Origin of the sequence: Methylorubrum pseudosasae, assembly GCF_029504475.1 — a bacterium.
Lineage (GTDB): Bacteria > Pseudomonadota > Alphaproteobacteria > Rhizobiales > Beijerinckiaceae > Methylobacterium > Methylobacterium extorquens.
In genome coordinates this window covers 139,864-164,073 of record NZ_JAQGDU010000002.1, presented here as the reverse complement: position 1 = coordinate 164,073, position 24,210 = coordinate 139,864, and the positions used below count along the sequence as shown (strand labels likewise).

At 62.9% G+C, this 24,210-nt stretch carries 25 protein-coding genes and 6 pseudogenes; 15 read left to right on the top strand and 16 right to left on the bottom strand.

Annotated features, from left to right (window positions below; all coding sequences use genetic code 11):
* Positions 1 to 17 precede the first annotated feature (17 nt).
* Positions 18 to 206 (top strand): annotated as a pseudogene (locus M2437_RS01650) (integrase core domain-containing protein); the annotation flags it as partial.
* Positions 207 to 325: 119 nt separating this feature from the next.
* On the opposite strand, the gene M2437_RS01645 reads toward M2437_RS01650, so the two are convergent.
* The 3 genes and pseudogenes from M2437_RS01645 to M2437_RS01635 all read right to left on the bottom strand — a co-directional run bounded on the left by M2437_RS01645 (position 326) and on the right by M2437_RS01635 (position 2,712).
* Complete coding sequence (locus M2437_RS01645; RefSeq protein WP_209688669.1) at positions 326 to 1,438, bottom strand: helix-turn-helix transcriptional regulator; 1,113 nt, start codon at positions 1,436 to 1,438, stop codon at positions 326 to 328.
* A gap of 301 nt (positions 1,439 to 1,739) precedes the next feature.
* Complete coding sequence (locus M2437_RS01640) at positions 1,740 to 1,988, bottom strand: hypothetical protein (protein WP_082289903.1); 249 nt, start codon at positions 1,986 to 1,988, stop codon at positions 1,740 to 1,742.
* A 294-nt stretch (positions 1,989 to 2,282) separates the two neighbouring features.
* A pseudogene (locus M2437_RS01635) lies at positions 2,283 to 2,712 on the bottom strand (hypothetical protein).
* 445 nt (positions 2,713 to 3,157) lie between these two features.
* Between M2437_RS01635 and M2437_RS01630 the strand changes: the two are divergent.
* The gene (locus M2437_RS01630) at positions 3,158 to 3,292 is read left to right on the top strand and encodes a hypothetical protein (RefSeq protein WP_277570185.1); all 135 of its coding nucleotides are present in this window, start codon (positions 3,158 to 3,160) and stop codon (positions 3,290 to 3,292) included.
* A 415-nt stretch (positions 3,293 to 3,707) separates the two neighbouring features.
* Here M2437_RS01630 and M2437_RS01625 read toward each other — a convergent pair whose 3' ends face one another.
* Entirely contained in the window at positions 3,708 to 4,454 is a 747-nt protein-coding gene (locus M2437_RS01625; protein ID WP_253389207.1) for a Crp/Fnr family transcriptional regulator, read from the bottom strand.
* 253 nt (positions 4,455 to 4,707) lie between these two features.
* Between M2437_RS01625 and M2437_RS01620 the strand changes: the two genes are divergently transcribed.
* Entirely contained in the window at positions 4,708 to 6,270 is a 1,563-nt protein-coding gene (locus tag M2437_RS01620) for an ISL3-like element ISMex24 family transposase (RefSeq protein ID WP_253389206.1), read from the top strand.
* A 376-nt stretch (positions 6,271 to 6,646) separates the two neighbouring features.
* Here M2437_RS01620 and M2437_RS01615 read toward each other — a convergent pair whose 3' ends face one another.
* The gene (locus tag M2437_RS01615; protein ID WP_209688666.1) at positions 6,647 to 7,330 is read right to left on the bottom strand and encodes a thermonuclease family protein; all 684 of its coding nucleotides are present in this window, start codon (positions 7,328 to 7,330) and stop codon (positions 6,647 to 6,649) included.
* A gap of 331 nt (positions 7,331 to 7,661) precedes the next feature.
* Here M2437_RS01615 and M2437_RS01610 point away from each other — a divergent pair, with 331 nt between their 5' ends.
* The gene (locus tag M2437_RS01610) at positions 7,662 to 7,937 is read left to right on the top strand and encodes a DUF2312 domain-containing protein (protein ID WP_209688665.1); all 276 of its coding nucleotides are present in this window, start codon (positions 7,662 to 7,664) and stop codon (positions 7,935 to 7,937) included.
* A 148-nt stretch (positions 7,938 to 8,085) separates the two neighbouring features.
* Positions 8,086 to 8,586 (top strand): Ros/MucR family transcriptional regulator, encoded by a 501-nt coding sequence (locus M2437_RS01605; RefSeq protein WP_082291596.1) that lies wholly within the window; start codon positions 8,086 to 8,088, stop codon positions 8,584 to 8,586.
* 515 nt (positions 8,587 to 9,101) lie between these two features.
* Here the strand turns inward: M2437_RS01605 and M2437_RS01600 are convergent.
* Positions 9,102 to 10,148: a patatin-like phospholipase family protein gene (locus M2437_RS01600; protein ID WP_253389205.1), complete on the bottom strand. Its 1,047-nt coding sequence runs from the start codon at positions 10,146 to 10,148 to the stop codon at positions 9,102 to 9,104.
* A 688-nt stretch (positions 10,149 to 10,836) separates the two neighbouring features.
* On the opposite strand from M2437_RS01600, the pseudogene M2437_RS01595 reads away from it, so the two are divergent.
* Positions 10,837 to 11,026: pseudogene (locus M2437_RS01595) on the top strand (integrase core domain-containing protein); the annotation flags it as partial.
* A 185-nt stretch (positions 11,027 to 11,211) separates the two neighbouring features.
* Positions 11,212 to 11,652 (top strand): annotated as a pseudogene (locus M2437_RS01590) (IS110 family transposase); the annotation flags it as partial.
* Here M2437_RS01590 and M2437_RS01585 read toward each other — a convergent pair.
* Complete coding sequence (locus M2437_RS01585; RefSeq protein ID WP_253389204.1) at positions 11,607 to 13,091, bottom strand: hypothetical protein; 1,485 nt, start codon at positions 13,089 to 13,091, stop codon at positions 11,607 to 11,609. The pseudogene M2437_RS01590 and the gene M2437_RS01585 sit on opposite strands and share 46 nt — an antisense overlap.
* Positions 13,092 to 13,178: 87 nt before the next feature.
* Between M2437_RS01585 and M2437_RS01580 the strand changes: the two genes are divergently transcribed.
* Positions 13,179 to 13,454 carry a hypothetical protein gene (locus M2437_RS01580; RefSeq protein WP_245265661.1) on the top strand — a complete coding sequence of 92 codons (276 nt, stop codon included), beginning with the start codon at positions 13,179 to 13,181 and terminating at the stop codon, positions 13,452 to 13,454.
* A 264-nt stretch (positions 13,455 to 13,718) separates the two neighbouring features.
* Here M2437_RS01580 and M2437_RS01575 read toward each other — a convergent pair.
* Positions 13,719 to 13,904, bottom strand: a pseudogene (locus tag M2437_RS01575) (integrase core domain-containing protein); the annotation flags it as partial.
* A 247-nt stretch (positions 13,905 to 14,151) separates the two neighbouring features.
* Between M2437_RS01575 and M2437_RS01570 the strand changes: the two are divergent.
* Positions 14,152 to 14,298, top strand: coding sequence for a hypothetical protein (locus tag M2437_RS01570; protein WP_165618071.1), 147 nt, complete (start codon positions 14,152 to 14,154; stop codon positions 14,296 to 14,298).
* Between the two features lie 170 nt (positions 14,299 to 14,468).
* Positions 14,469 to 14,684, top strand: a complete 216-nt coding sequence (locus M2437_RS01565; RefSeq protein ID WP_003605606.1) for a hypothetical protein — start codon at positions 14,469 to 14,471, stop codon at positions 14,682 to 14,684.
* Between the two features lie 48 nt (positions 14,685 to 14,732).
* On the opposite strand, the gene M2437_RS01560 is transcribed toward M2437_RS01565, so the two are convergent.
* Both M2437_RS01560 and M2437_RS01555 read right to left on the bottom strand, forming a co-directional pair.
* Positions 14,733 to 15,245, bottom strand: a complete 513-nt coding sequence (locus M2437_RS01560) for a DUF3280 domain-containing protein (RefSeq protein WP_003605604.1) — start codon at positions 15,243 to 15,245, stop codon at positions 14,733 to 14,735.
* 113 nt (positions 15,246 to 15,358) lie between these two features.
* Entirely contained in the window at positions 15,359 to 15,667 is a 309-nt protein-coding gene (locus tag M2437_RS01555; RefSeq protein WP_043708039.1) for a hypothetical protein, read from the bottom strand.
* Positions 15,668 to 16,312: 645 nt separating this feature from the next.
* Here M2437_RS01555 and M2437_RS01550 point away from each other — a divergent pair.
* Positions 16,313 to 16,765 carry a cupredoxin domain-containing protein gene (locus M2437_RS01550; protein WP_003605601.1) on the top strand — a complete coding sequence of 151 codons (453 nt, stop codon included), beginning with the start codon at positions 16,313 to 16,315 and terminating at the stop codon, positions 16,763 to 16,765.
* A gap of 283 nt (positions 16,766 to 17,048) precedes the next feature.
* On the opposite strand, the gene M2437_RS01545 is transcribed toward M2437_RS01550, so the two are convergent.
* Both M2437_RS01545 and M2437_RS01540 read right to left on the bottom strand, forming a co-directional pair.
* Complete coding sequence (locus M2437_RS01545; protein WP_245265676.1) at positions 17,049 to 17,255, bottom strand: hypothetical protein; 207 nt, start codon at positions 17,253 to 17,255, stop codon at positions 17,049 to 17,051.
* 146 nt (positions 17,256 to 17,401) lie between these two features.
* On the bottom strand, positions 17,402 to 17,650 hold the full coding sequence (locus M2437_RS01540; protein ID WP_080577109.1) for a WGxxGxxG family protein: 249 nt from the start codon (positions 17,648 to 17,650) through the stop codon (positions 17,402 to 17,404).
* A 161-nt stretch (positions 17,651 to 17,811) separates the two neighbouring features.
* Between M2437_RS01540 and M2437_RS01535 the strand changes: the two genes are divergently transcribed.
* Both M2437_RS01535 and M2437_RS01530 read left to right on the top strand, forming a co-directional pair.
* Positions 17,812 to 18,048, top strand: coding sequence for a hypothetical protein (locus M2437_RS01535; protein WP_003605599.1), 237 nt, complete (start codon positions 17,812 to 17,814; stop codon positions 18,046 to 18,048).
* A gap of 290 nt (positions 18,049 to 18,338) precedes the next feature.
* The gene (locus tag M2437_RS01530; protein ID WP_003605598.1) at positions 18,339 to 18,791 is read left to right on the top strand and encodes a helix-turn-helix domain-containing protein; all 453 of its coding nucleotides are present in this window, start codon (positions 18,339 to 18,341) and stop codon (positions 18,789 to 18,791) included.
* Between the two features lie 384 nt (positions 18,792 to 19,175).
* Here the strand turns inward: M2437_RS01530 and M2437_RS01525 are convergent, their stop codons facing one another.
* The gene (locus tag M2437_RS01525) at positions 19,176 to 19,547 is read right to left on the bottom strand and encodes an ATP-binding protein (protein ID WP_003605597.1); all 372 of its coding nucleotides are present in this window, start codon (positions 19,545 to 19,547) and stop codon (positions 19,176 to 19,178) included.
* A 156-nt stretch (positions 19,548 to 19,703) separates the two neighbouring features.
* Here M2437_RS01525 and M2437_RS01520 point away from each other — a divergent pair, with 156 nt between their 5' ends.
* Together M2437_RS01520 and M2437_RS01515 are read left to right on the top strand one after the other, a co-directional pair.
* Complete coding sequence (locus tag M2437_RS01520) at positions 19,704 to 20,741, top strand: phospholipase D family protein (RefSeq protein WP_499006393.1); 1,038 nt, start codon at positions 19,704 to 19,706, stop codon at positions 20,739 to 20,741.
* Complete coding sequence (locus M2437_RS01515) at positions 20,738 to 21,079, top strand: hypothetical protein (RefSeq protein ID WP_003605594.1); 342 nt, start codon at positions 20,738 to 20,740, stop codon at positions 21,077 to 21,079. Before M2437_RS01520 ends, M2437_RS01515 begins: the two co-directional genes overlap by 4 nt.
* Positions 21,080 to 21,503: 424 nt before the next feature.
* Here the strand turns inward: M2437_RS01515 and M2437_RS01510 are convergent.
* The 3 genes and pseudogenes from M2437_RS01510 to M2437_RS01500 all read right to left on the bottom strand — a co-directional run bounded on the left by M2437_RS01510 (position 21,504) and on the right by M2437_RS01500 (position 24,210).
* Positions 21,504 to 22,465, bottom strand: a protein-coding gene (locus M2437_RS01510; RefSeq protein ID WP_085985463.1) for an IS630-like element ISMex21 family transposase whose coding sequence is annotated in 2 segments (ribosomal slippage) — positions 21,504 to 22,117 and positions 22,117 to 22,465 — 963 coding nt in all. Because the reading frame shifts where the segments join, the coding sequence is not laid out codon by codon here.
* Between the two features lie 190 nt (positions 22,466 to 22,655).
* Positions 22,656 to 22,788 (bottom strand): annotated as a pseudogene (locus M2437_RS01505) (IS481 family transposase); the annotation flags it as partial.
* A gap of 45 nt (positions 22,789 to 22,833) precedes the next feature.
* Positions 22,834 to 24,210 carry a polysaccharide biosynthesis/export family protein gene (locus M2437_RS01500; RefSeq protein WP_209688028.1) on the bottom strand — a complete coding sequence of 459 codons (1,377 nt, stop codon included), beginning with the start codon at positions 24,208 to 24,210 and terminating at the stop codon, positions 22,834 to 22,836.

Here is a 24,210-nt window from a genome sequence, read left to right as displayed (position 1 = left end):
CGGAGGTCTCCGAGCAAAAGCTTCGTGACGAGTGCCTACGCCAGGAGATCTTCTACTCGCCGAGAGAAGCACAGGTCGTGATTGGCCTATGGCAGAACACCTACAACCGTGTCCGGCCGCATTCGTCGTTGGGCTACCGGCCGCCCGCGCCTGTCAGCTTCCCCGATCTGGCCTACCGGCTACCCATGGCCACTACCATGCAGTAGCCTCCCATCTGGCCCGGTCAAAAATACCGGTCAGGTCACGGGCGGCTGCTATGATCGAACGGTGCCCCGCCGCCTCAGGGCAGGTTCTAACAAGCGCATTCCATCGATTGTGAAGCGGTTCACGACATTTCATCGGAGTCGCTTGGCCTCAATGGGCTTATTCCGTTGAGCAGGGCAGCGAGTTCAGCCTGCCGTGACGTGCCAGTTTTTGCAAAGACTGCTTTTAACTGGCTGCGAATAGTGCCCTGGGTTACGCCAGCTTGAACTGCTGCCTCGGGTACCCCCAGCCCTCGAGCGATGTCGCGGGCAACCCGCGCCTCGGCTGGCGTCAGGTCGAACAGTCCCTGGACAAGCTCGGAACTTGGCAGGCATCCTGGCTCGGCCGTTGTGACAACGACGAGGCATGCCGTACGCGCGAAAATGTCCCGTGCTGCGCCGTTCACCGGCACTAGATGGAGGATTGCTGGCCCGCGCTCTAGCGCAGCAGGGATCGGGATTGAGGCGCCTGGGATGATATCTGCTGCCAAACGGGTGCGCGCCAAATAGGTCTGTACCTGCGCTTGTGCCGGCTGGTGAGACACAATGAGCCCACTTGGTCCATCCTGAACCAACGCTGGCATAAGCGCCTGAAAGCGAGCATTGCAGGCAATCAGGCTGCCCCTAAGCGATACAGCAGCAGCGGCGAGGCCGAGAGCTTCGAGGTCGCCGACGGCCGTTTCGTAGCGGTTCTGGGTATAGCGCGCGGCCAGCAAGGCTGCGCGGGCGAGGTGAGGCCGGTAGAGATCAAGCTGCTCGGCCTGCTCTCGCAGAAAGGCACCTTGCGTGTGGCGTCGCTCGATGTTGACGACGAGAGTATCGCCGTTTGGGACTGTGATGGCTGTACCGAGATGCCACCCGCCACCGATCCGGCGCATGTAGTCGTACATCGGCTCGGCATCGAGTTCGCAATGAGTGAACAGGTCGAGGTCGGTTAGAAAGCCAGCGTGGTTGCGACGGACACCGCGCTCGACGAGTGGGTTTTTCGCCATCCAGCCGGCACCCAGGAACTGCGCGAAGAAGTCTGTGGTCTGTGGGGACGCGACCCAGCGCGTCGCTTCAGGTGTGGCAGTGAACAGCATCCCGCCCCACGCATCCGTTAATTCGGATAGTCGGTCCAACAACACCGGCCACAGTTCAGGGATATGAGCCGCCTCGTAGATGGTATCGATGAGGGAGTCGTCGGGGCCGGGCATGTATAACAGCTTGATCGAGGCAGACGTACAGCATTGCCTCCGAAAAGCATGCTGCGACAAGGCGTAAGGACAACGTATCTCTTCATCCTATTAACCAGATGGACGCACGTAACAGGGGCTTGCGCGATCCGAAGGCACAGGCCGCCCATTGATTGTTAATTATGCCGCCCCCATTTGAGGGATATGCCGATCGCGATCCTGTCGCTTGATCGGACACGGCCACGATGCCGGGATTGGGGTGACGCCGGATGTACGCGCACCTTCGTTCCGGCTCCCGTGGCCGTTCACTTTTCCTGCTACCTCAGAAGGCGGCGGCCTGCTTCACCCGATCGTCGGTGGCCGGGACCTTCCACTGGACTGCGCCGGGAAGGGCATAGCCTCCCTGGCGGTGGACCAATCTAGTGTCAGTGGCGAGACCCCTGGTCTCCAGAGCGAGCGCACCGACCGTCTTGGTGTTGTCGATGCTGACCGGTTCGCCCGCGAAGGCGGTGGTGGCGACCAGGGTAAGCGCCAGGGTGGCGGCAGCGCCCGAGATGATCTGCTTGGACATGGTGATCAGCCTATTCATCGTTCTTGCGGCGGCCCCCCGTCGCTTCATGAAAAAGAATGTGCGGGCACCAGCGTCATGAATCAAATGGGATGATTTCATAATTGACATCGATGGTGTGCATTTTGATCGGCTCGATCTCAACCTGATCGTGGTGCCAGACGTGACGCAGCCGACTGGACGGTTCAGGCGTTGATGGAGGCTATCCCCGATCGCGGGGGTTGAGCGTCAGGGTTCCCGTCTGCGAGCGCGCCAGCTGCCACGTTCACCCCGTTCGTGCGCGGCCGGCGCGTCCCTCTACCCGTAGGGACCGCGGAAGAGATCTCCGAGCGCCTTCCGCCGGAACAGTGTCCGCCACTCCGCCGCCGATGCTCTAGCCCGTCGTGCAAGATATGGCAGCGCTGGCACCACGCCACGAGGTTGGCCGGGCTGTTGTCGACCGTGTCATGGTTCCGATGGCCGGTTGCGAGCACTAACCCGCGTCGTCCGAGCCGTTCCGAGCACATCGTCGGCACCGACCGCAAGGCAGACAGGTCGCCCAACTCCATCGCGCCAAGAAGCCGCCTCCTCGTCCCACCATCGGCCGTCCGCCGAGATGGATCACCGTTCGCCCGTGAGGCCGCCCGCAGCACTCAAACCGGCCCTTTGCACGGCCGAAGCGGATCACCGCCGAGAGCTGCGGCCAGTCGATCGGGTAGAAGAAACGGTGCTCGCGCCGGATCGGCATGGCAGCATGCCGCCTTCTGCCGGAGGGCTTATGCCGCGGCCCAGGCCAGAACGAGCACGCCGCTGAGGGACATGGCATAAGTGGCGAGCAGCGCGGAGATCTCGCGCTGCTTAGAAACGACGGCGCGGGACACAGACGGCATGGCGGCAATCAATCACGAGGTGACCGGATCGGCCTGATAGCTAAACCTTGACGGTTTTGGTGAGGTCGGCGCCCCACTTCACAAGAATTGATGAGGTCTTGCGGTCTGGCGACTCTTCTGAAGGGCAGCACCTAACGGGCGCCAAAGGCCTCCGTGAGTTCGAATCCCTCACCGTCAATCGACGCACGGATTGGCCGACGATGAGGCTTTGAAGTCGAGAAATCCGGGTATCAGCGACGTCTCGGGCAACCCCGGCGCTGAGGTAATGATAAGCAGTGCACAGAGTGCTCAGCCCAGTCGGTCATGCTTGCAAGCGGGAAACTGGCCAAGGACGCCCGCGCCTTCCTGTTCATCGGGCCGAGCACGCGCATCAGCCCGGTGGTGACCGCGCCGGGAGAGCGGCCGCACGACCGATCCGAGATCACGTCGGGCCGCTGACAACGTTCGCCCGAGAGACGCCGGAGGAGGTGGTGCGGGCTCCTTGAGCGTAAGCCCGAGCAGTCATCAGAACTTGGCGCAGCTCCACACGGAGCCCACAGGCGCTAATTGAGCAGAGGGGTGTAGAGGAGTCGAGCGAACGGTTGAGTTCGCACCGATTGCTATAATGGCGGCTACGACGTGCCTGCAAGTCGCTGCGCGATCCAGTCCTGCGCAGCGTCTAGATCGGCAAAGGTGGGCGGGTCGGGGTGATCAACGCGCCCAAATCCCGCCTCCAGAAACCACATTCCGGATCGATCATCGTGATCGTCCGAAAGCCGCACTAGAACGGCCACCAGGAGGCCTTCCGAGTAGACAAGCTGGCTCTCCATGTCGGAACTGCCCGTACCAACTTGGACGGGCTGAAGGCGAAGGGTCATCCAGCTGCTCGTTGTTCCAGCTGCAGGTAGGTAGGATCAAACTCTGAGACCCGGAGAAGTTCATCCCACGCTTCAATCACCAGCGTGTGATCGTGCAATGTGATTAGGGACCGGTCACGCATCTCCTTCACCACACGACTGATGTGCACGTTGGTGAGACCAAGGGCATCAGCGAGATCGATCTGGGTGATCGGTAGCGGGCAGCGGTAGTGCTCGGCCAGCCCCACCGCTTGCAGCTTTAGGTAAAGTTCGCAGAAAAGGTGCGCGACCTGCTCGAAGGCCAAGCGTCGACCCATGCCGACCATCCACTCGCGGAAGATCGCCGCATCGATCAGGGTGCTGCGCCAGAAGAGAGCGCCAACACTGGGATGCCGGAGCGTCAGATCCAGCAGGTTCTCGTGCGGGATGAAGGCCACGCTGGCCTTCGTCATGGTAGCAAGGCTGTGATCCATGGTGTGGACATGCAAGCTCTGCAAATCCGGGATGTCGCCTGGGACATGGAACGAAAAGATCTGCCGCCTGCCATCGTCGAGCAACTTGTAGCGGCAGGCCCAGCCATCGAGGATGAGGCAGCAGTGCGAGGGCTTGTCGCCGTCGCGCACGATGTCCTGCCGGGAGCTGAGGTTGTGAATTCTCATCGGCAGGCTCTCGATGGCCTGACGCTGCTCGTCCGTAAGAGTGTCGATGCTCTCCAGCTTGCGGATGAGCATGGTTATGGCGTGTGAATTTGGGGCTAAAGCCATAGCGCTTCGCCTCGCATTGCAGGCGGAAGCGCTCGCCTCTCCCAGCCATCAGCACCTGTGTCAGACTCGCTGATGATGTCCGCCACTGTAGGCCGATGTTACCGACTTTCACGAACTTAGGACGGGTTTGGGCGGCGATTGTGTCAAACAGCGTTGAACATTGACCCTGGATCGGCGTCGAACTTTGGCTCTGACTCACTCTCGCTGGTACCAGCGGCGTTGAGTTTGCGGACATCCACGATGGAGCCGCAGCATGCGCCCCCGCTTCCGGTCGTCGAGCCTCGTACCCGCTGGTTTCGTCGTCGATCATCTCGATAGCGACGCCGACCGGGTCGGTCTGGTCGTGAGATCGGGAGCCGCGGTGGCGGCCTGCCCGGATTGTGGGACGCCTTCGCGTCGCCTCCAAAGCCGCTACCGGCGCCGTGCCGCCGACCTGCCGCTCGGCGGTCGGCGCGTCGAGCTCCGGGTCGTCGTACGACGCTTTTGGTGTGGCGCAGCTGCCTGCAAGCGGAAGATCTTCGCCGAGCGCTTTCCCGATGACGTCCTGCCCGCCTTCGCGCGACGCACCTCGCGGCTGGAGCAGATCGTCCATCACCTCGGGCTCGCACTCGGTGGTCGGCCCGGTGCGAGCCTCGCCCAGCGCCTCAGGCTGCCCGTCAGTCGCGACACGCTCCTGCGCGTCATCCGCCGTCGGGCGACCACACGATCCGATCCGCTCGGCGTCATCGGCATCGACGACTTCGCCTGGCGACGCAATCACCGCTACGGCACCCTGGTCTGCGATCTCGAACGCCGCCGCATCGTCGCGCTCCTGCCAGACCGCGAGCAGGCCACCGCACAGACTTGGCTGAAGGAGAACGCCTCGATCCAGATCGTCGCCCGCTATCGGGGTGGCGGATACGGTGAGGCGATCGCCCGCGCTCTGCCGCAGGCTATCCAGGTCGCCGACCGCTGGCACCTCATGGAGAACGCCAGCCGCGGCTTCGTCGATGCCGTGCGCAGGTCGATGCGTCAGGTTCGCGAGATCATCAGCGCGGCCGTCCTTGATCCGGCGCTCCTCACCGCGGCCGAGCGCATCCAGTACGAGGGTTACCAGCGGCGGGAGGAAGCGGACGCGGCCATCCGCGCACTCGCCGAAGCAGGCGTTCCGATCCGCCGGATTGGCCAGCGCCTGGGCCACAGCCGCAAGGTGGTGCGTGCGGTCCTACGCGGCGAGCGCACGGACGTCTTCCGGGTCCGCCAGAGCTCGCTCGAAGCCTATCTGCCCTGGCTCGACGCCCAGTGGGACGCAGGCAGCCGCAATGCGACCGAGATCTGGCGACAGGCGAAGCTGCAGGGCTTCCGTGGATCACTTCGCGTCGTCGGGGAATGGGCGACGCGACGTCGGCGCGCAGAGCAGGCCAACATCGAGCGGCTTCAGCGCGTGCCGTCGGCGCGAACCTTGGCACGATGGCTGACGACCGGTCGCGATCGGTTGACCAAGGCCGAGACGCTGACCGTGGCCACCGTCGAGGACGGGATGCCGGCGCTGGTCGAGGCGCGTGAGGTGGTGGGCGCCTTCCAGACGATGGTAAGAGCGATGGAGCCTGGCCGGCTCGAAGGATGGCTCAGGCGAGCCGAGGCGAGTCTCGTCGCCTCCTTCGCGCGCGGCATTGGTCGGGACCGATCCGCAGTTCAGGCCGCGATCACGCTGCCATGGTCGAACGGCCAGACGGAGGGGCAGATCACGAAGCTCAAGCTCGTGAAGCGCCAGATGTACGGCCGCGGCAAGATCGACCTGCTGCAAGCTCGCCTGATCGGCCTCACGCCTCGATGATCAGCGAGAGTGCGTCTGAGCCAAAGTTGCACGCTGAAACACAGCGATTGTTTGCTTGAGGCGCTATCGTACGCTTCTGAGCGATCGGAGCGCGGGAGTGCTCAGAGCCTGATCATCGACCCTCCTCCCCCTCATTCGTAGCGCACTTAGCCGTACATCGGCGATTGGTGGCGGACGGGTGCGCTTCCGTTCGGAGGGGCGGCGAACTGAAGCGGACTATACGCCCGCCGCTATCCGTCTACCTCATGCCCGCCCTCCAGCGGGCGTTCCGCATATCGACCTAGACTTGCCCCGCCCGGCTCAGCCGCGGCGGGGTTTTTAGTTTCTGCCGTCCGCCGTCGCGAGCATCCGCTTCCGCACCTCGGCCATGCGGTCGTCAGCCTCGCGTCGCCCGCCAGCCGGCCGCCTTTGCCTCGTCCTCCGAGCAGAACAGGCGCTCGCCAGCGCGGTCGTTGATGCGGGTGCGCTCGTAATCGCGCGAGCCGGGCAGGTGATAGATCCGCTCTCCACCGGCTGAGATGTTGCCCTTGATGTTGCAGCCACTCGCCTTGCTCGGTGGCGTGACAGTCTCAGGCCTCGAGCGTTCACCGCCGGCACGCTTAGAGCGCCGCCACTCGGATGGATCCTGGAACGTGCCCGCCCAAATGCCGTGGCGGAGCGCCTTCGCTGTAAGTTCAGTGTTGACGTAGTCCTCGGTGTAGCGCCGGTACGCTACGGCGTGCCCTTGCCCGACCATCCAGGCGTTCAGGTCCTCCGCGTCGGCACGGCAGACGGCAACGACGCGGCCGTAGCGGTCAATCTCGCGCGGATCACATGTCACGAGGCGTTTGCCGATGTGATCGGCGAGAGCCAGGGCAGCCGCCTGTCCGCAGCGATAGTCCTTGCCAGCGGCGTCCTTGCAGAGCTGCGCGCTTTCCGGTGCGTCGATACCGTGAAGTCGGATGCGGGTTCCACGAACGTCGAGCGTGTCGCCGTCGATAACCGAGGCCCGGCCAACGAACGGCTCAGCGTCGGCTGGCGTGACGAGAAGCAGAACAGGAAGCCAGAACCAGGAACGCATTCCGTCACTCTATCACGCCGTTGCACGTCACCCCAATCATCTTGATCTGCCAGACACGCCTGCAGGTGTCTGCATAGGAGAGCGCACTTCTACGAACGGCTTGAAGTCCAAAGCGTCGGTTCTGCGATGGGCCTGAGCAGGCCGCTAAGCGCCGCCGCGGCCTGCCGCACGACCGGATTCGTCGGGTGGCGCCCTATGAGATCAACCCGCACGCTGCTTGCTCAGCAAAGCGCGCGGCCTTGATGCTGGACCGTCTGCAGGAATTTCAGCCTTAACGCCCCGCTTACCATCAGCCGCGAGACTGCACGCGGCCAGTGAGCACGAGGAAGGCATGACCGACACCACGGACACGGTAGGCGTCGCAGGCGAGCGAATCCGCTCCATCATCGAACGCGTCGAGCGCATCGAAGAGGAGATCAAGGATTTGATGGAGGCCAAGAAGGAGATTTTCGCCGAGGCCAAGGGCGAAGGCCTCGATGTGAAGGTGCTCAAGGAGATCTTGAAGCTTCGCAAGCAGGACAAGGACGAGCGCGACGAGCAGGAGAGCCTGATGGAGGTTTACCTGCGCGCCATGGATGCTCCTGCGCCGGTGGCCCGAGCAGCCTGACGCTTCCAGGTGGGTGGCAGCCCTTCCGCTGCAGCCCGCCGAAATTCTAGCCAGCAGAAGCGACCGCCTCATACAACTATGTTCGCGTCGTAGTGTTGCGCTACGGCGGGTGCCGTGAAAGTGCTGCCTTTGTAAGGAGCAAATCACTATGGAAGACAGCACATCGCCCGATCTGCTGACGATGACGGCAGATATCGTCGCCGCCTTCGTCAGCAACAACTCCGTTCCAGCAAGCGAACTGCCGAACCTGCTCGTTCAGGTGCATGGTGCGTTTGCGAGCCTGTTGGCGACATCCTCTGCCGAAGCCGGTAGTGAGATCGAGAAGCCGACGCCGGCGCAGATCAAGAAATCGATCACGCCGGACGCGCTGATCTCGTTCGTCGATGGCAAGCCGTATCGCACCCTAAAGCGGCATCTCACCGTGCATGGTCTCTCGGTTGACGAGTACCGCACCCGCTATGGATTGCCGAGTGACTATCCCTCAGTGTCCGCGAACTACTCAGCGACTCGCTCGGCATTGGCTAAACAGCTTGGCCTGGGCAATCAGCGCAAGAAAGTCGAGCCGGCGCCTGCGCCCGAGCCTGAGCCAACGCCGGCCTCTAAGTCGAAGCGTGCTGGTCGGCCTCGCAAAGTCGCCGAACCAGCCTAAGACCTAACGTGAGACAGGGCTCGGCGGCTGATGGAATGCCGAGCCCGAGCAGAACGTCAGGGCGGTTGCTGCTCAGTGTCCTTTACCGCCGGGTCGTCCTCTTCCGGCACGTCAGCTTGCGGCTGCGGGGGGGGCGGAGCGGGAGCACGCCGAACTGCCGAGGCGGTGAGATCGCGAATGGGACGAGGAGACGCCCGCGACAGGTGCCCGGTAGAATCGGCTTCCCAAGCTGCGACCCTGACGACGCGCTGAAGGTCGCGCTTCCCCCTCAGCTTCGCGTCAGACGGACCCAGCCCGATCAGGGGCGAGGGGGAAAGCATGTTCGGGGCAAAAGTTTTTGTGGTCCTCGCAGACGTCGTCGGTGCCATCGCATTCATGCTGTCGGGGCGACCAGCTTCGGACCGCTTCCTGCCATGGTGAGGCTGCGGCACGACCCGGAGAATCAACATTAACGGATCGCTAGCCACATCCGAACAGGGCGCTGAAGTTGGTACTCTGATAGGCGTTAGGCTGGTCTAGAGGCTCTCGTAAATGAAGCGTTGGCCATTGGCGGTGTGGGATGCCAGCCAGTCTGCCCCATGCATCATGTCGCAACTGCCGGCCGCCCAACGGTCGCAGATCGAGGAGGGCGAGAAGTCAAAGCTCTTGGCCGAAAGTTGGTCGGCGCCCGCTTGGTAGATGAGGTGCAGCAGCGTGACTGCTGGTCCATCCGGATCGAGTTGTTGGCGCAGAGCGTACTCTCGCCGGAGGCCCGCAATGGCACGCCGGCCTGCGCTGGCAAAAATAAGATCGTTCGCCCGCTCCAGCACTGCATCCAGCGAAGCCGGACGGGGTGCGCGTGGGCTGAACAGGTCCGATGCGATGCAGAGGAGATCGCGCTCTGGCTCGGTCACAAACAGTGGATCGAGGGGCAAGTTGTTCGTGAAGCCCGCGTCGCACAGGAGGCGACCCTCCACCTCGACTGGGGCGAACGCAGGAAGAATGGCAGTGCTCGCCAGGATGTGCTCGGGCCGGATGGTCTCACGGGTGGTGTCGAAATAGATTTCCTCGCCGGTCTCAACATCGATGCAGCCCACTGTCAGGCGTGTGTCACCCCGGTTCAGCCGGTCGAAGTCGACGAGCCGCTTCAGGGTGCCTAGCAGGGGGGGGTGGTCGAACAGAGCGACATCGTTCGGCATCCACGGTAGGGTGGACCACATTCCGGGAAAGCGGTGCTGGAAGATATTCGGCCGCCCCTGAGTCAGCGTTAGGAGAGCGTGCAGGGCGTTGTAGTACTGACGCGGCTTCAGCAAGCCTGTGACGCTGGGACCGGTGTGCTGCGTCGCCTCATCCCAGAACTGCCGGAGCTTCGCGACCCGTTCCTCGGCAGCGTTGCCGACTATGATGGCCGCCGTCACGGCACCGATTGAGGCACCAACGACCCAGTCTGGGCGGATGCCCCGTTCGTGCAGAACCTCGTAGGCTCCCGCATGGTAGGCGCCGAGCGCGTTGCCTCCAGCGAGGACGAGCGCGGTATCGCGTGCCCGAAATGGGCCCAGTGCAGACCAAGGGAGTTTGTTCAAGGAAGATGTCAATTGAGGATGTGACCCGATCGGTAGGGTGCGAGTATCTCTGTAACGTCGAAGTCCCGAGCGTTCGAGGGCAACCCATTGGATTGCGTAAGCTTCTATTTCTGCGCAGCGGGATTGGTAAGAGCATCAAGCTTGGCACCTGCGACACACTCAATCATGAATGTAGGCCGCAGATCCGCTCCGAGATTGTCATAGTTCGCTTTGTCTACGCATTGCTTTTGCCAACGAGCCTCACCGGCGGGTGCGTTAGCGGTGGCAGACTTTTCCTGAGCAACCGCCGTTGATGGTGTGCACGCAGCCAGGGCAACGAGAAAAAGAGCACATTTGATATTCATCGTGTCCTACCAGAGAAGATAGCTTTCTCTTTAGGAAGCCTAAGAATGCGCCTCTAGTTCAATTTTGAAGGATTTTATTTGAATCTAATGATTTTAGCAATTGAAAATTAGGCTCAGAGCTTGACCGGAGCCGCGGCAAATATCGGCATTGCCAATCCGATCAGCGGCCAGATGGTCACGATTCGCGTGCCTGCCCCACAGCCGCGCTGATCCAGTCATATTGTCCCCGCCCGAGCCACGGCGATGATCGTTTTCCCCTTTCTATCGCCTGCTGATTGCGGTCGGGCTCGTGCTGTCGAGCGCGGCGGCCACCTGGCGTGCAAGGAGGCAGAGATCTCCGAGCAGAGCTGCGCGATGAGTGCCTACGGCAGGAAATTCTTCTACTCATTGAGGGAAGCGCAGATCGTGATCGGGCTGTGGCAAAACACCTGCAACCGCGTCCGGCCGCATTCGTCGCTGGGCTATCGGCCGCCGGCGCCCGTCACCTTCCCAGATCTGGCCTTCCGGCTACCCATGGCTGCTGCCTTGCAGTAGCCTCTTGTAACTTGATCCCAACCTCGCCGGGTATGCTCCTCGGCGCGGTGGCGGGTGGGAGACCGTTAGCCTCTGGGGCCACCAAGCCCGCAAGTGAGCCAGGGTCCTCGCCCGCCGTTCCATCGAACCCGAAATGTCGCTTGGGCCGCTCAACGCGAAGCCCGCTTGCGCAAGGATGGGATCAGATGGACGCTCCTGTTGTCGGGATCGACGTGGCCCGTGACCGCCTCGATATTCACGTTCATCCCTCTAGAGCGAACTTCGCCGTTGACCGTACGACCGAGGGCGTGGAGCAGCTGTGCGAACGCCTCCGGCCCCTGAAGCCGAAGCTCGTCGTCCTGGAGGCAACCGGCGGTTTGGAAGCCATGGTGGCACGTGCTCTCACCACCTGGAGGCTGCCAGCCGTGATCGTGAACCCAGCACAGGTCCGTGCTTTCGCTCACGCCTTGGGCCAACGCGCCAAGACCGACCGCATCGACGCCACCGTGATCGCCCCGTTCGCGGCGGCCACCAACCCACCCGTTCGCGCTCGGGCCGATGCCGAAACTCAGGCCTTGGCTGATCTCGTCACAAGACACCGTCAGATCGTAGGACTGATCGCGTCCGAGCGGCAGCGAGCGAGCCAAGTGTCCGCGTCGAAGCCGTTCGGCAGAGCGAGGCCGCGCTGCGAGCGCACGAGGTCGGCGAAGGCCCAGACCGCCTTGCGCTCTGCCTGCTCGACCCATGCAACGCCGTCCCAGACCGGGATGATACGGGTGGCATCGACCCAGATCTCGGAAAAGGCGGTGACGGTCAGGCCTTTGCCCGCCCGCACCCGCATGACGATCTCGGTGGTGTTCGGCCGTATCCGGACGTCGTCTTCGATCGCCGCCATCTCGTCCCACGAGGCGGTGTTCTTCTGCTCGAACCCGACCGCCTCGGGATACATGTTCTGCGGCCGCACCTTAAAGGCGCCGCTCTTCGGCAGGCGGAAGTAGGCCGAGCGGCGCAGCGGCGTGGTGGTCAGCGCGGTCGCGCCCTCGCTGGAGCGCCACAGGTCGAAGATTGGCCCGACCGGCTCGCCCGTGGTCGGGTTGATCTCCTGCCCCTGGAACACGACGCCGGCCACGGTCGGCGCCTGCCGTCCCTGCGAGGTCATCCGGTAGATCGCCGGATAGGTCCACGACATCTGTGCCGCATCGGCGGTGACGCCCTGCGGGGTCAGCCGGAACCACGGCGTCCGCTCGTGATTGCCGCCCGGGCGCGGCATCTCCTGCCCGCCGACCGACGGCGAGGAGATGACGTCGCCCGGCGCGATGGCCGAGGGCTGGCCGTACAGGAATTCGACCTGCGTCCCGAACGTGCCATCCGTCGAGTTGAACGGCGCCTGGATGCCGCCACCCTCAAGCCAGAACGCCGCCTCGCCGACATGCACGGCGTGGATCTGGAACCGGCCGATCCCAAGCGTCATGCGGTTGGTCAGCGCCATCGTGTCGCCGTCGTATGTGATGAAATCCTTTTGGCTGAGCGGTGGGGTGGTCCAGCACCGGCCGTAGAGCAGCGGCTTGCGCGCGCCGGGCTTCGGGATATTGCCGCCGCCGGTGACGCTAAAGAAGCTGCGCTCGGTCTTCTTCTTGGCCGCAGCCGAGGCCTGAGCGGCGTCGCAGAGGGCGACACCGCCGATGACGAGGCCCGCCTGCACGGCGCCCGCCGACACCGCGATGCCGGCTCCACCCATCGCAGGTGCGAGTGCGGGCGCGGCGTAGGGTGCCACGGCAATCAGCGCGATCGACGCGATGGCAAGACCGATGGAGGCGATCCCGCCGCGGCCCGGCACGATGGTGACGAGCACCACGCCGTCCGGCCCGACCAGCGTGCGCCGCCGGTCCGCGCGCAGCCGCACCGCCCCGTCCGTCGGTCGCAGGAAGGTCTCGCCCTTCCGGTGCACCGAAATGATGAACCGGCGGCCGGGCGGCGGCTTATGGCGGGCGACGATCGTGGAGAGCCGACGACGGCGCCGATCAGGCAACTGCACGGGCTCGCCGCGGGTCTGCCCGGCGATGTTCGCGGTGACGACGAGGGTCATTAAGACTCGATGACGAAATTTATGCGGGGCGAGGACACTTGTGCTCGTCACGCGGCCCGTTCACCATCTGAGTAAGAAAACTTACTGATGGAAAAGCCGATGCCGCAGATGACTTTGGATGCGCTGACTTTGGATCTGCTGCGGGACAGCGCCGCGGTTGTGCTCTTTAAAACGAGCGACGATTACGTTGCGGGCAAGTTGCGGCACACCGAAATAAGAATACAGGTGCCAATTGGAGCGCCGGGCGATCAAACCGAAGCTGACCTGAGGCAGGTTGGGATCGGCGCTGCGAAGGCCGCACTTCGCGAGGCACTTGAGACACTCGAAAGCATGACCCCAGAGCAGCAGCAAGGGCAGGATTGATCTGCAAGGCGCCCAACTTGCGGACATGCTGTGAGAAGGATGCGGGCCGGGGAGCCTTGTGCGGCTCACCCGGCCCGTTCACCATCGGAGGTACCAACCAACCCGATGGGAACTCTGATTGTATCCATTCATACAAAACGAGTGGTTACTGCATCTATCGATGCAGAAATCTCGAATTATGCGCATTAAATTAGAGTTAGGAGCGCTATATTTAATTGGGCAAACCTGACCTGACCGGTATTTTTGACCGGGCCAGATGGGAGGCTACTGCATGGTAGTGGCCATGGGTAGCCGGTAGGCCAGATCGGGGAAGCTGACAGGCGCGGGCGGCCGGTAGCCCAACGACGAATGCGGCCGGACACGGTTGTAGGTGTTCTGCCATAGGCCAATCACGACCTGTGCTTCTCTCAGCGAGTAGAAGATCTCCTGGCGTAGGCGCTCGTCACGGTAGCTTTGCTCGGAGACCTCCGCCTCCTTGCACGCGACGGCGATGCTCTTGCCTTGCGCCGTCTGTACCTCGATCTGGCGCAGCATCAGCACGACCTGCTCCGCGCTCGGCCTCCGTCCTCGCTTCATTCCCAACTCCTCTGATCCAGGCTGATCCTCTCAATCAGCCCAGTCCAAAGCCAGCCGGTCAGGTCATCGGTCCAGTTGCTCGGGAATGCGGCCAGAGGAGCCGTGATAGACGGAGCAGCACATGACGAAGATCATCACGGCAGCACTGGCGCTTGCCGTCATGACCGGTTCTGCGATGGCTCAGCAGAACGGTGGAAACGCCGGCAATCCGAACAACGCCGGCGGCGGCAACACAAGCTCTGCTGGCAGTGGCGGATCGGGCCGCTAACCGGCCGGATCGAAAAAGCCCCGCAGCGGGCCGCCCGCTCGGGGCGGGGCGTCGCCGACCCCCGCGGTGAAGTAATGGCGGCGGTCGGCATCAAACCGACGACCTCTGAGCATGAAACTGCCCGACCGCCTTGGCCGACCAACGGGGGCGCTAGTGGCTGGATGACCTGCATGGCATACGGGGGGCATGACCAATTAAGTGCCTCACCCCCCTATTCTATCACTATCGAACCGCTGAAGAAGCCCGACGGCCAGTTCGGATGGGCCCTCAGGAAGCACGGTAAGCCGACCGAGAGGTCCGACCGTTCGTTCCCCACCGAGGCCAAGGCGTTCGAGAACGCGTTGAGAGCCGTTGAGAAAGATCAGGCTGGGTTCGGGAGCCGATAGGCTTCTGAGAGCTGTATAGCGGCACAGACCGCAAGCCCGCAGCCAGCCTCACTTCTGCGGTGAAACTGCCTCAGTCGCGGGGGGCATGTTGTTCTTCACGAGGTACTTCACACCGCGATCGAACGAGGTGTCGTTGTTGCCGCGAATGTCTACACTATAAGCTTGCTCGGGCGTGTCAGCCTTCAGATCCTTCACGTAGACGTTGATATTGAGGATCAAGTTGGAGACCTTCTGGATCTCGCCAGTGATCGCGACGTCCGCCTTGAGTTTGCGCGCAAAATCTTCGGCGCATCCGCCGCACTTGCGCAGGTCGGAACTCTTCTCGACCTCAGCCCTCACGGGATCCGTGGACACGATCTGATAGCGACCGCTCTCCTGTAGCTGCTGACGTAGCAGATCGGTGAGGGGGCCGAGGCGGGCTTGGTCCTCATCAGTTGGAGTTTGGGCGCCGAGGTTCGCAAGCTGGAAGTCGAAAACGGCAGCTTTGGGTGGCTCGGCATGTGCAGCCGTGGACACGATCAGTACTGCCGAGACTGCCACCAAAAATTGATGTGGGTTCATGTATATTCCTCCTGAGATTTCTTGTCTCATGAAGGAACGCGTGAACAGGAGATAGGTCGCAGCGAGGGTGCCGAGGCGTGGCGCGAGCGTGGTGAGGCGGGGCATGCCGATGCTCAGTCCCCACCCCCTCCGCCGCCACCGCTATCCCCGCCGGAGCAGGATGACCCGCTGTCCGAGTAGGACGAGGAGCCGGAGCAGTGCGACGAGGTCGAGTGATCCGACGCGCCATAGCTTGGCGAGATCGGGCTGAGCGGGCTCAGGATCATGCCGGATGGCGAGGCGGGGTTCATCTGGCTGTCGTTCGCTGCCGACCGGGGCGCGCCAGGCGCGTCGAGAAGACGGGCGCGGCGCAGGCGGTTCTCCCGCTCCTCTCTGCGACGGCGCTCTTCCTCGCGGCGCTTGCGGCCGAAGATGTCGAACAACGGCTGGTCTCCGTAAAACCGATCAGCGCCCTATATCCCCTAGCTCTGCGCCTTCTCATGAACGCGCAGAATAGGAGTACTCCGTTGCGCAAAGCCATTTTCGTCATTGCTGGCCTGTTGCTGGCACCTGCAGCCTCAGCAGCACCGTTTGCCGTCCCATCAGCACCTGAAGCCGTCTCTCCTGTCGAGAACGTCCAATACGGATATGGCGGTGGTTATGGCCGTCCTCACGGCTACCGCGGTGGAGGCTATGGTCGTGGGTTCGGAGGATACGGTCCGCGTCCGAGGTTCTACGGTCGGGGCGGATATGGGGGTCGGCACTTCGGCGGTCCTGGCCGCGGCTTCCGCGGCGGGTATGGACGTCAATTCCGCTGAGGCGGTCGCAGACTGCGTCTTAATACCGGCACGACGAGTCGGGGGCTACGGTCCCCGACCAGCCGTATAGGTTTGGGGGCGCCAGGCCCCCCGGGGTTCGAGGTAGGGCCGGCCCTCTTCACCCGAGGCATGAACCGCAGTGTAGCGGCTCCCAGACCACTTGGAGCTCGACGCCCCATCAAAGAGGGGACTGTTCGCCTGCTAGAGGGAACTTGGCAGCCCAGGATCACCTTGCTCCGACACCTACCAACCTCACCAAGGAGATCGCAGATGCTGCGGCATGCCCCGCTTGGGCTCGGTTTGATGACGATCCTGTTCGCCCAGGCAGCGGCTGCTCAGGGCAAGCCCGATACCCCGCCCAAGAGCGCGTCGATGCCGTCTGTGGAATTGAAGATCACCAAGCAGGACGGGAAGGCCGTCTGCTCTCCCACCGAACTCCGCCTTGCAGCGAACTCGAACGTGACGATCAACATCATCAGTCAGTCCGACTCGCCGGTGATGCTCACGTCACTGAACCAGTTCAAGAACGATCAGATCCTGCACCATGATGGCGATCTGGCCCATGCCGCCAGCGGCGACGGATACACGGTCAAGCAGAACGGCAAGGGCGTACTGAAACTGAGGACGCTTGCGGCAGGCGAGCAGGAGTACGGGTGCGCCAGCATCAACAATCAGAAGGAAGTCTTCCGTGGCAAGTTGATCCTGAGCCCGCCGTCCGAGTGAGGTTGATTTCGGTGGCTGCGGTCCGATGATTGAGGGCCGCGGCCCCTTCTCCTGCTCAATGAATAACTCCGCAACGGGGGTCATCCGCTCGGGGCACATCTTTCCAATCGTAAGAAGCGGCAGGGCCTATGGCGGCCTCACATCCGTTCTCGCGCTAGACCCGTCCATATTGTTCTGCAGTCAGCGCGAGTTGAATAAAGGTTTTTGAATGTCAGGTGTCAAGCCATCGCACCGGTGCGTCCACGATAAACTTGCTAAATCAGCCAGGATCGCTCGATGATGGTCAGGTCGCGCTGTCGTCACCCGTCGCAACAGTAACGCCATCACGATCCATCACGGTGAACATGACGGTCGAGGGAGGTCGTCCCAACTTGGCGATATGATCAGCAGCGGCTTCCTTGGCGTCTGCACACGTGTCGAAACTCTCGGGCAGCGCATAGATCGGCAGACCATCCTCGGACGATGGTGGATCGGCCAGCGTGATTTCCACTGTGTAAGGCATCGCTCACCATGGCAGGCGCAGTTGCTGGCCCCAAGGCTGGGCCAGCCTGCGAAGACTTCAACATGACCCGCTGCCTCTTGGTAAAGTGGGTGAGGCACACATGCGAATAAGGGGAGCCGAAGCTCCCCCGATCTTTAGCGGTGGATAGTCGAACCGGGCGTCGTAGACGTCGTGTTGACGTGATCATGCCTGCGACGGCCGAGCAAACCAGCAAGGCCCAGAAGTCCAATCAGCCCGAGCCAGCCCATATCGAAGTCGTTATCGCGATCAGCCGCTCGCGGGGTATTCTGCTGCGTGGCTGTAGGATTGGTGTTATTCTGCTGAGCAAGCGCCGGGGTAGCTACGAGAGCAACCGCAAGCAGGGACGCGGAAAGTATTTTCATTGGTGAACTTCCTAAGCCGGGAGAGGTGACGAGGAACGCCACTGGGTGGAAAAGGGTTCACAGCTCCGTGAATGATCGGAGCTCCCCAAGTGGGTCAGTTAGAAATTTGTCGGGGTTGACCCAACCTTGGTCCCGGCTCGCGGGCCATGTAGGCTAAGGACATGATCGAGCCCAACCAGACCGCCTTTATCGTCAAGGTGACGTGGCCTGATGCCGACACGCCGAACGGCCGGCTGACGATGCTCTATGCTGTCCTAGCAGATGACCCGGAGACGGGCGTTCAGATCGTGAAGAACGCCGTGAAGGCCGACGCCGAGGTTGAGTTGAGCGAGGCCCGCCTCTCTCAGGATACGGCGCAGGCGATCGGCCTGCTGCCCGGTTATGCGAGGGCTCTATGACCACCCCCAAGCGCCCCCGCGATCCCAATCGGCTCGCTAAGTTCATTGTAGCTGCGGCGACGGGGGAAGGAGAGTCGTCGCAGGCCGCCGCGCCAATGCCGTCATAGGCGGGAAGCTGCCACGGTCGGCGCAGGTGATGGCGTCCGCATGGCCGAGGTGTGGAAGCGGATGCTCGCGACGGTCATCTGACAGGTGCTGCTATTCGCGGGAACAGTAATGCTCGCGTTAAAGTTGCTCCTGGCCGATCGGCTGCAATAGCGCTTTAGCTCTCGGACTCAGGGCATGTTCCTATGGACACTCCAAACGCACTACCAAAGCGTGTGACCGAGCAGGACCGTCTTGTTGGACAGCGCATCAAGATGCTGCGCAAGTCCAAGGGAATTTCGCAGTCTGCGCTCGGCAGGGCCCTCAGCGTGACGTTCCAGCAGATCCAGAAGTACGAGAATGGCGTGAACCGTGTCGGCGCCAGCCGCCTGAGCGAGGTTGCGCGGGTACTTGAGGTACCGGTCTCGACCTTCTTCGAGGAAGGGGCCGGCTTGGTCGAGCAGGGCCAGAAAGAAGCGTTCGAGTTCCTACGCGTCCCGGGGGCCGTCGATCTGCTGAACGCCTTCATCACGATCGAGGATGACCGGCTACGCCGTGAGGTGCTGGCCCTCGTTCGCAGCGCGGCTCGCACCGTTGCGTCCGCCGCTCAGTTGGGCTACTCACGAGCCACGGTCAGCACCCGTAGCTCAGCTGGATAGAGCGTTGCCCTCCGAAGGCGGAGGACCCAGCTCTCTGATGAGCATGCTACCTCCAGTCCTTACAACAGGTTAGCAGATCCGTTCGTAGCGTGGGCGATGCGGTCGCGTTTTGCCGGCGCAAAAGGGCCACATCGCCGTGGGTATGCAGACTCAACGGTGTCGATCAGCAGGAGGCCGCCGCGGCAGCAAGTTCGCCCCGGCAGGCGCCGGCCCCCTGATAGCTTGGCCCTGCTGCTTTGCCGGCATCACCTGGCGCGCGAAGCTCCCCCGGCCGTGGATCAAAACCCCGATCAAGAGAAAAGCCCATTCCAGCGCCGGTAAAAGGATTGCAACAACAGTGGGGTGGCTTTTCCCACCGGATCCCGATCAAAACCCGATCAAGAACTAGGCCCAGTGCGGGACATAGCCGGCCCGGGGCGCCTCCGGATCCGCAGGACGGATCAGGCCGGCGGCCAAGGCATCCTTGATAATCCGGGATGCTTGCGCGGCATTCTGCTTAGCAATTCCGAGGCGTTCGCACAGGGAGCTGTTCGTCATTCTTGAGTTTGCCAGCACCTTGAGGACCGCATGCTGGTAGGCCGCTCGGACGCGCTCGACCTGTGTCATTTCTCCGAACTGCCGGGGTGCCAGCAGCACGGCTTTCATGTTGTCACCCTCGGTTCGAAAATCTGGAGGGGGAAGCTGGAAAATCTCAGCCGCGTTGACGGCCTTGTCGATGCCGGTGCCCTGCTCCTCGCAGATTTTCATTCGCCGCATCAGGGTGTGTTCAGGCTCGGCCTACATATCAGCCGCGGACGGGGCGGCGAACTGTCGGGCTGCCGGCGTTTTCCTAGCAAATCGCGCATCCAGCACCGGATTGGAACTCGGTAACTTTCCGGAGGCTTCTGTCCTGACCGTAGGGCATCCGAGCGCATGACAGACAGCCCAATTTTGCTGGATGGCGATGACGCTGCAAAGCGGCTCAGGAGCCTCCTGGCTCGCAGGGATGATGCGAGCCTCGGTATCGCATTTTGGGGAGCTGGCGCGCTCAAGGGACTTGGCCTCGATCGGCGACCAGCTGGCGTGGGGACGCGCATCCTCTGCGACCTGTTCAGCGGTGTCTGCAATCCAGGAGAGATCAAGAAGCTGCTCGATGCTGGCTGCGAGATCCGGACCCTAGATGACTTCCACTCCAAGCTGTCGGTTGTTGGCGACGTTGCGATCGTCGGATCGAGCAACGCATCCAGCAATGGGCTCGGCTTTGAGGGTGCGAGAGCAGCCGGCAACGTCGAGGCAAACGCGCTGCTCAACGGAGCCGACGTTCGTTGCAGAGGCGCTTCAACGCTTCAACCTGAGCTGGGAGCGTGCCCCCCCGTCACCGCGACTTTGGCCGATGAGGTAAAACCGCTCTGGCAGCAGAACCACGGTCGAGCCCAGCGCCAGTACGTCCGCACGTTGCTGCAGGTGGCGCGGGCAGAGCCGAGACGCATTTCGAAGATGGTGTACGTGCTCGGCTTTGTCGTCGCGGACGTGGATCAAGATGCGATCGATGCGTTCCAGGCAGGGCCAGCCGCGACTTATGCAATCTCAAGGTTGACCGCGCTTGAGGGAGAGTATCCCTTCTACGTGAACGACTCAGACTGGAGGCCGGAGGCAGGAACGATCTTCGTCGAACTCACCGCGTCGAAAAAGCGATCGAAGCTGAGATACGGTGGCATTTGGCGTGTGCGGGAGGACGGGAGCGTCCCGATCAAGCCGGGCGCGGACGGCAAGCCTCGTAATCTCATCCTTTGTGACGAGCTTCTGGATATCGACGGCTGGCGCTTGCCCAAGCAGGAGCAGAGCGAGCTTTCCAGGCTGGCAGGAGCCTACCTGACGAAGCACGGTTTGTGGGACGCGACGAAGGTAGAGGACGACGGCAGCCTCATCGAGATGCCTCTCGTCGAGTTCCTCATAAAGGCCGCGGTGTGATCGCCCGGCTTGTGTGCTCCGGCTACGGTCGAGATACGTGTGTCGCCGTCGGCGTGGACCCGGATCGAGCCCTGAACCAGCAGGGCATCGGCTGCGCCGAGGCTGCGGTGCGGATTGTCTGCGCCGCCCGACAGCAGCGCATCCCGATCGGCGGCGACCCGGCCAACGGCACCTGCCAAGTCGGCGGCTTCGTGCAACTCGCCCAGATCAACCGGGGCGCTGCTTCGAGCGTCATTGCCCATCGGTGGCCCGACGCCGTTGGGGTTCGCCTCGACCCCGCGAATGGGCCGGTGTGCCCGGCACCCACCTCCGAGCAGCGCACCAAAGGTTACATTTAGCATCGTTAAATCGGCCTGATCCTAAGTCTTTGTGTGCAACGACGATGCTACGTCGGCTCCAGAAACAACAAAATCGACGGCTGCACGCACACGACATGGTGAATGGACCGTTAATTTAACGCGACATCAACCATATCTGCGGTTGCTTGTGTCGAACACGAAAACCATAAGCACAGAAGATGTCCAGCATCTCGCTGACAGCAGCCACACGAAGCAATCTGCTCGCGCTCCAGAACGTCGCTGATCATCAAGCGCTTACGCAGAATGTCCTGGCGACCGGCAAACGCGTTACGTCTGCGCTCGACAATCCAGTCAACTTCTTCACAGCCGCGGGACTTTCAGACCGCCGAGCCGATTTGAGCGGCCTGCTCGATGGGCTGTCGAACGGCATACAAACATTGCAAGCAGCTAGAGCCGTTCCCGCTTACGTAGCGACGGCCAAATCGTTGTCGTAGCCGGCGGCGGCGAGGCAGTTGCAGCATTCGTCTGGGGTGAAGCGGGTGAAGGCGTTCCGGATGGCGTCCCAGAGGTCAGCCACGGTGCGGGCGGCTGCGGTCCGCAACAGCGCTTTCAGCTTGGCGAAGATCTGTTCGATCGGGTTGAACTCGGGGCTGTAGGGCGGAAGGTAGAGCAGCCGCGCGCCGGCCGCTTCGACCCGCTCGCGGATGCCGCTGACCTTGTGAGCTTGCAGGTTGTCGAGGATCACGGTGTCGCCGGGCCGCAGCACCGGGACGAGGCGGTTGGCGACGTAGTCGCGAAAGCGCTGGCCGTTTGTGGCGCCATCCGCGAGGTCGAGGGCGCACAGGCCGGTGGTGCGCAGAGCGGCGGTGACAGTAGTCGTTTTAGAATGGCCCTGCGGTACGAGGAGCCGGCAGCGCTCGCCGCGCGGGGCGCGGCCGTAGCGGCGGGCCATGTTGGTGGCAGCCGCCGTCTCGTCGAGGAAGACGAGCTTGTCGGGGTCGAGGTCGGGCTGAGCCTCGAACCACGCCTCACGCGCCGCCTTCACGTCGGCCCGCTCCTGCTCAGCCGCGTACTGCGCCCCTTTTTGCGGGTGATGCCGTGGCGAGCGAAGAAGCGTGACAGCCCGCTCGTGCTGGTCTGCACGCCCTGCTCGGCCAGGGCGTCGCGCAATTCGCGCAGGAAGAGTTCGGGCTGCGCCTCATCGAGGGAGAGGATCAGATCCGCATGCGCCTCGATCGCCGGCAGGCTGTCGTCGGCGTGAGTCGGTTTGGGCGCGACGTGACCCTGCTGCGCAAACCGCTGCGACCAGCGGCTGGCGCTCGACACGCTCACCCCGAACCGCGCCGCCGCCCAATGGAAGGAAGCGCCCCCGGCCACGGCCGCTACGACGCGTTCGCGCAGATCGACAGACAACGGTGAAGGCATCGCTGGCTCCTTCACCGGTCAACGCCCCAACCACCGTCCCGTCGCAACATCGCCGGGAACAGCTCTAAGTCATTGAGGAGTTTGGCGCGCCAATCAGAACAGAGCAATGAACACGTATATTATTGAAATACCGAGGCATATTCGGCCACAGATTCGAGGCCGGAGGCGGGTTTTGGCATCTCCGTCAGACCTCGAGCCGACGAGCGTGGTTGTCGGCGTCCGCGAACGTCTGCGAGATCAGCTCTGAGCGGCTCGTGGCAGCCATCATGATGGCGTTTGACGGTCGCGTCCTCGATCGTGCGGTTCATCCGCTCGACCTGACCGATATTCGGCCTAATGCCCTTCGGTACCGTCATGTTCCGACGGGATCAGTTCGCTGACGGGGTGAGGCTGTGTTCGACCTTCAGGGCGATCTCCAGGGTGTCGCCCGGCTGCAGCGCCTCGTTCTCATCGACTTGGCTGACTTTGGCTTGAGCGCCGTCTTTCCGATGAAGAACGATGGTCGGCTTGCCGCCGCTGCCACGAACGAGTTGCGAGCGCACGACACCCGTATAGAGCAGCTTCTCCCCGGTCGCCGAAAGTTTGGTGCGTGTCTGCGCCAGCTTGACTGACGCTTCCTGTAGCTCGCGCGTCAGGTCCGCGCGTTGCTGGTCGCCGAGCCTGACGATGCTGCGCTCCGCATCCAGCAGGTCCCGCTTCGACTTCTCGACTTCGACACCGATCTGCAGGGCGCGGGTGGCGGTGGTGAGGGAAAGGCGGCGCGTCTCCACGGCGCGGGTCAAGGGCACGACGCCGCGCTTGTTGAGATCGTTGATGCGCTCGATCTCGTCGAAATCGAACTTCGCCGCCTCGCTTTCGCGGCGATACTGATCCTGGATCGCCGTGAGGCGCTCCCCGGCCAGCCTTTCCGTCTTTTGCAAGTGCGCGAGTTCCTTCTTGTAATTTTCGCCTCGAACCTTGAACAGATCCTGTTCGTTCTGCCAGATCTGGTGCTCGACGCTTGCGGGAATCGGCGTGTTCTCGATCTTGCGCTGGTCGAGGGCGGCGGCTCCGGTGAGTTCCGCACGCAGCCGCGCGAGCGTGGCGAGGCCCTGGGCCAGCTCGACCCAAAGACTTTCATACTCGCTGCGCAGATCCGCGCTCTCGAGGATCGGGTTTTCCATGCGGAAGCGTTGGAGATCGTAGCCGCCCGCGAGGGAGACCGCTTGGCGCACGCTCAAGCCCGGCGCGTAGCGCACCTCCCCCGGCTTGCTCACATCCCCGAGGATGTAGACGGGCCGGTAATCCGCGATCACCAGGGTGATCTCGTTGGGCCCGATCACCGTCTGCTGTTCGCCCCCGTTCGCGGTGCGCATGTTGAGTGAGGTCTTGGGCAGAGTCTCCCGGATCGCGGCGCGGATATCGGCCAGCGTCTCGCCGCGCGCCGGGATGTCACCGACGAGCGGGATCGAGACCGTACCGTCGATGGTGACGGGCAGGCGCTGCCGGAGGTCTGGGATGCCCGAGACGGAGAATTCGAGGACATCGCCGGACTGAAGCCTGTATTCTTCGGCCGCACGCAGCGGCGCAGCCGATACGCCTATCAGAACGAGGATCGCCCAGGCCGACGCGCGAGGCACGAACCGGCCGCCGCGCCGACGCGTGGACGCCGCATTCCCGCTCCCGAACCTTCCAGAACGGACCATCATCGACATCTTGGCCTCTTCGAGTTCAACGCCCGGTTCTGGCAAGACGCGGTCAGACAT

Excerpts from the sequence above, each read along its gene's own strand:
- M2437_RS01530 (WP_003605598.1), top strand. The coding sequence starts at position 18,339 with ATGGACACTCCAAACGCACTACCAAAGCGTGTGACCGAGCAGGACCGT.
- M2437_RS01540 (WP_080577109.1), bottom strand. The coding sequence starts at position 17,650 with ATGAAAATACTTTCCGCGTCCCTGCTTGCGGTTGCTCTCGTAGCTACC.
- M2437_RS01565 (WP_003605606.1), top strand. The coding sequence starts at position 14,469 with ATGGCATACGGGGGGCATGACCAATTAAGTGCCTCACCCCCCTATTCT.
- M2437_RS01605 (WP_082291596.1), top strand. The coding sequence starts at position 8,086 with ATGGAAGACAGCACATCGCCCGATCTGCTGACGATGACGGCAGATATC.
- M2437_RS01630 (WP_277570185.1), top strand. The coding sequence starts at position 3,158 with ATGCTTGCAAGCGGGAAACTGGCCAAGGACGCCCGCGCCTTCCTGTTC.
- M2437_RS01570 (WP_165618071.1), top strand. The coding sequence starts at position 14,152 with ATGACGAAGATCATCACGGCAGCACTGGCGCTTGCCGTCATGACCGGT.
- M2437_RS01625 (WP_253389207.1), bottom strand. The coding sequence starts at position 4,454 with ATGGCTTTAGCCCCAAATTCACACGCCATAACCATGCTCATCCGCAAG.
- M2437_RS01645 (WP_209688669.1), bottom strand. The coding sequence starts at position 1,438 with ATGCCCGGCCCCGACGACTCCCTCATCGATACCATCTACGAGGCGGCT.
- M2437_RS01615 (WP_209688666.1), bottom strand. The coding sequence starts at position 7,330 with ATGCGTTCCTGGTTCTGGCTTCCTGTTCTGCTTCTCGTCACGCCAGCC.
- M2437_RS01560 (WP_003605604.1), bottom strand. The coding sequence starts at position 15,245 with ATGAACCCACATCAATTTTTGGTGGCAGTCTCGGCAGTACTGATCGTG.
- M2437_RS01520 (WP_499006393.1), top strand. The coding sequence starts at position 19,704 with ATGACAGACAGCCCAATTTTGCTGGATGGCGATGACGCTGCAAAGCGG.
- M2437_RS01580 (WP_245265661.1), top strand. The coding sequence starts at position 13,179 with ATGGAAAAGCCGATGCCGCAGATGACTTTGGATGCGCTGACTTTGGAT.
- M2437_RS01550 (WP_003605601.1), top strand. The coding sequence starts at position 16,313 with ATGCTGCGGCATGCCCCGCTTGGGCTCGGTTTGATGACGATCCTGTTC.
- M2437_RS01525 (WP_003605597.1), bottom strand. The coding sequence starts at position 19,547 with ATGCGGCGAATGAAAATCTGCGAGGAGCAGGGCACCGGCATCGACAAG.
- M2437_RS01585 (WP_253389204.1), bottom strand. The coding sequence starts at position 13,091 with ATGACCCTCGTCGTCACCGCGAACATCGCCGGGCAGACCCGCGGCGAG.
- M2437_RS01535 (WP_003605599.1), top strand. The coding sequence starts at position 17,812 with ATGATCGAGCCCAACCAGACCGCCTTTATCGTCAAGGTGACGTGGCCT.
- M2437_RS01610 (WP_209688665.1), top strand. The coding sequence starts at position 7,662 with ATGACCGACACCACGGACACGGTAGGCGTCGCAGGCGAGCGAATCCGC.
- M2437_RS01640 (WP_082289903.1), bottom strand. The coding sequence starts at position 1,988 with ATGTCCAAGCAGATCATCTCGGGCGCTGCCGCCACCCTGGCGCTTACC.
- M2437_RS01500 (WP_209688028.1), bottom strand. The coding sequence starts at position 24,210 with ATGTCTGACCGCGTCTTGCCAGAACCGGGCGTTGAACTCGAAGAGGCC.
- M2437_RS01620 (WP_253389206.1), top strand. The coding sequence starts at position 4,708 with ATGCGCCCCCGCTTCCGGTCGTCGAGCCTCGTACCCGCTGGTTTCGTC.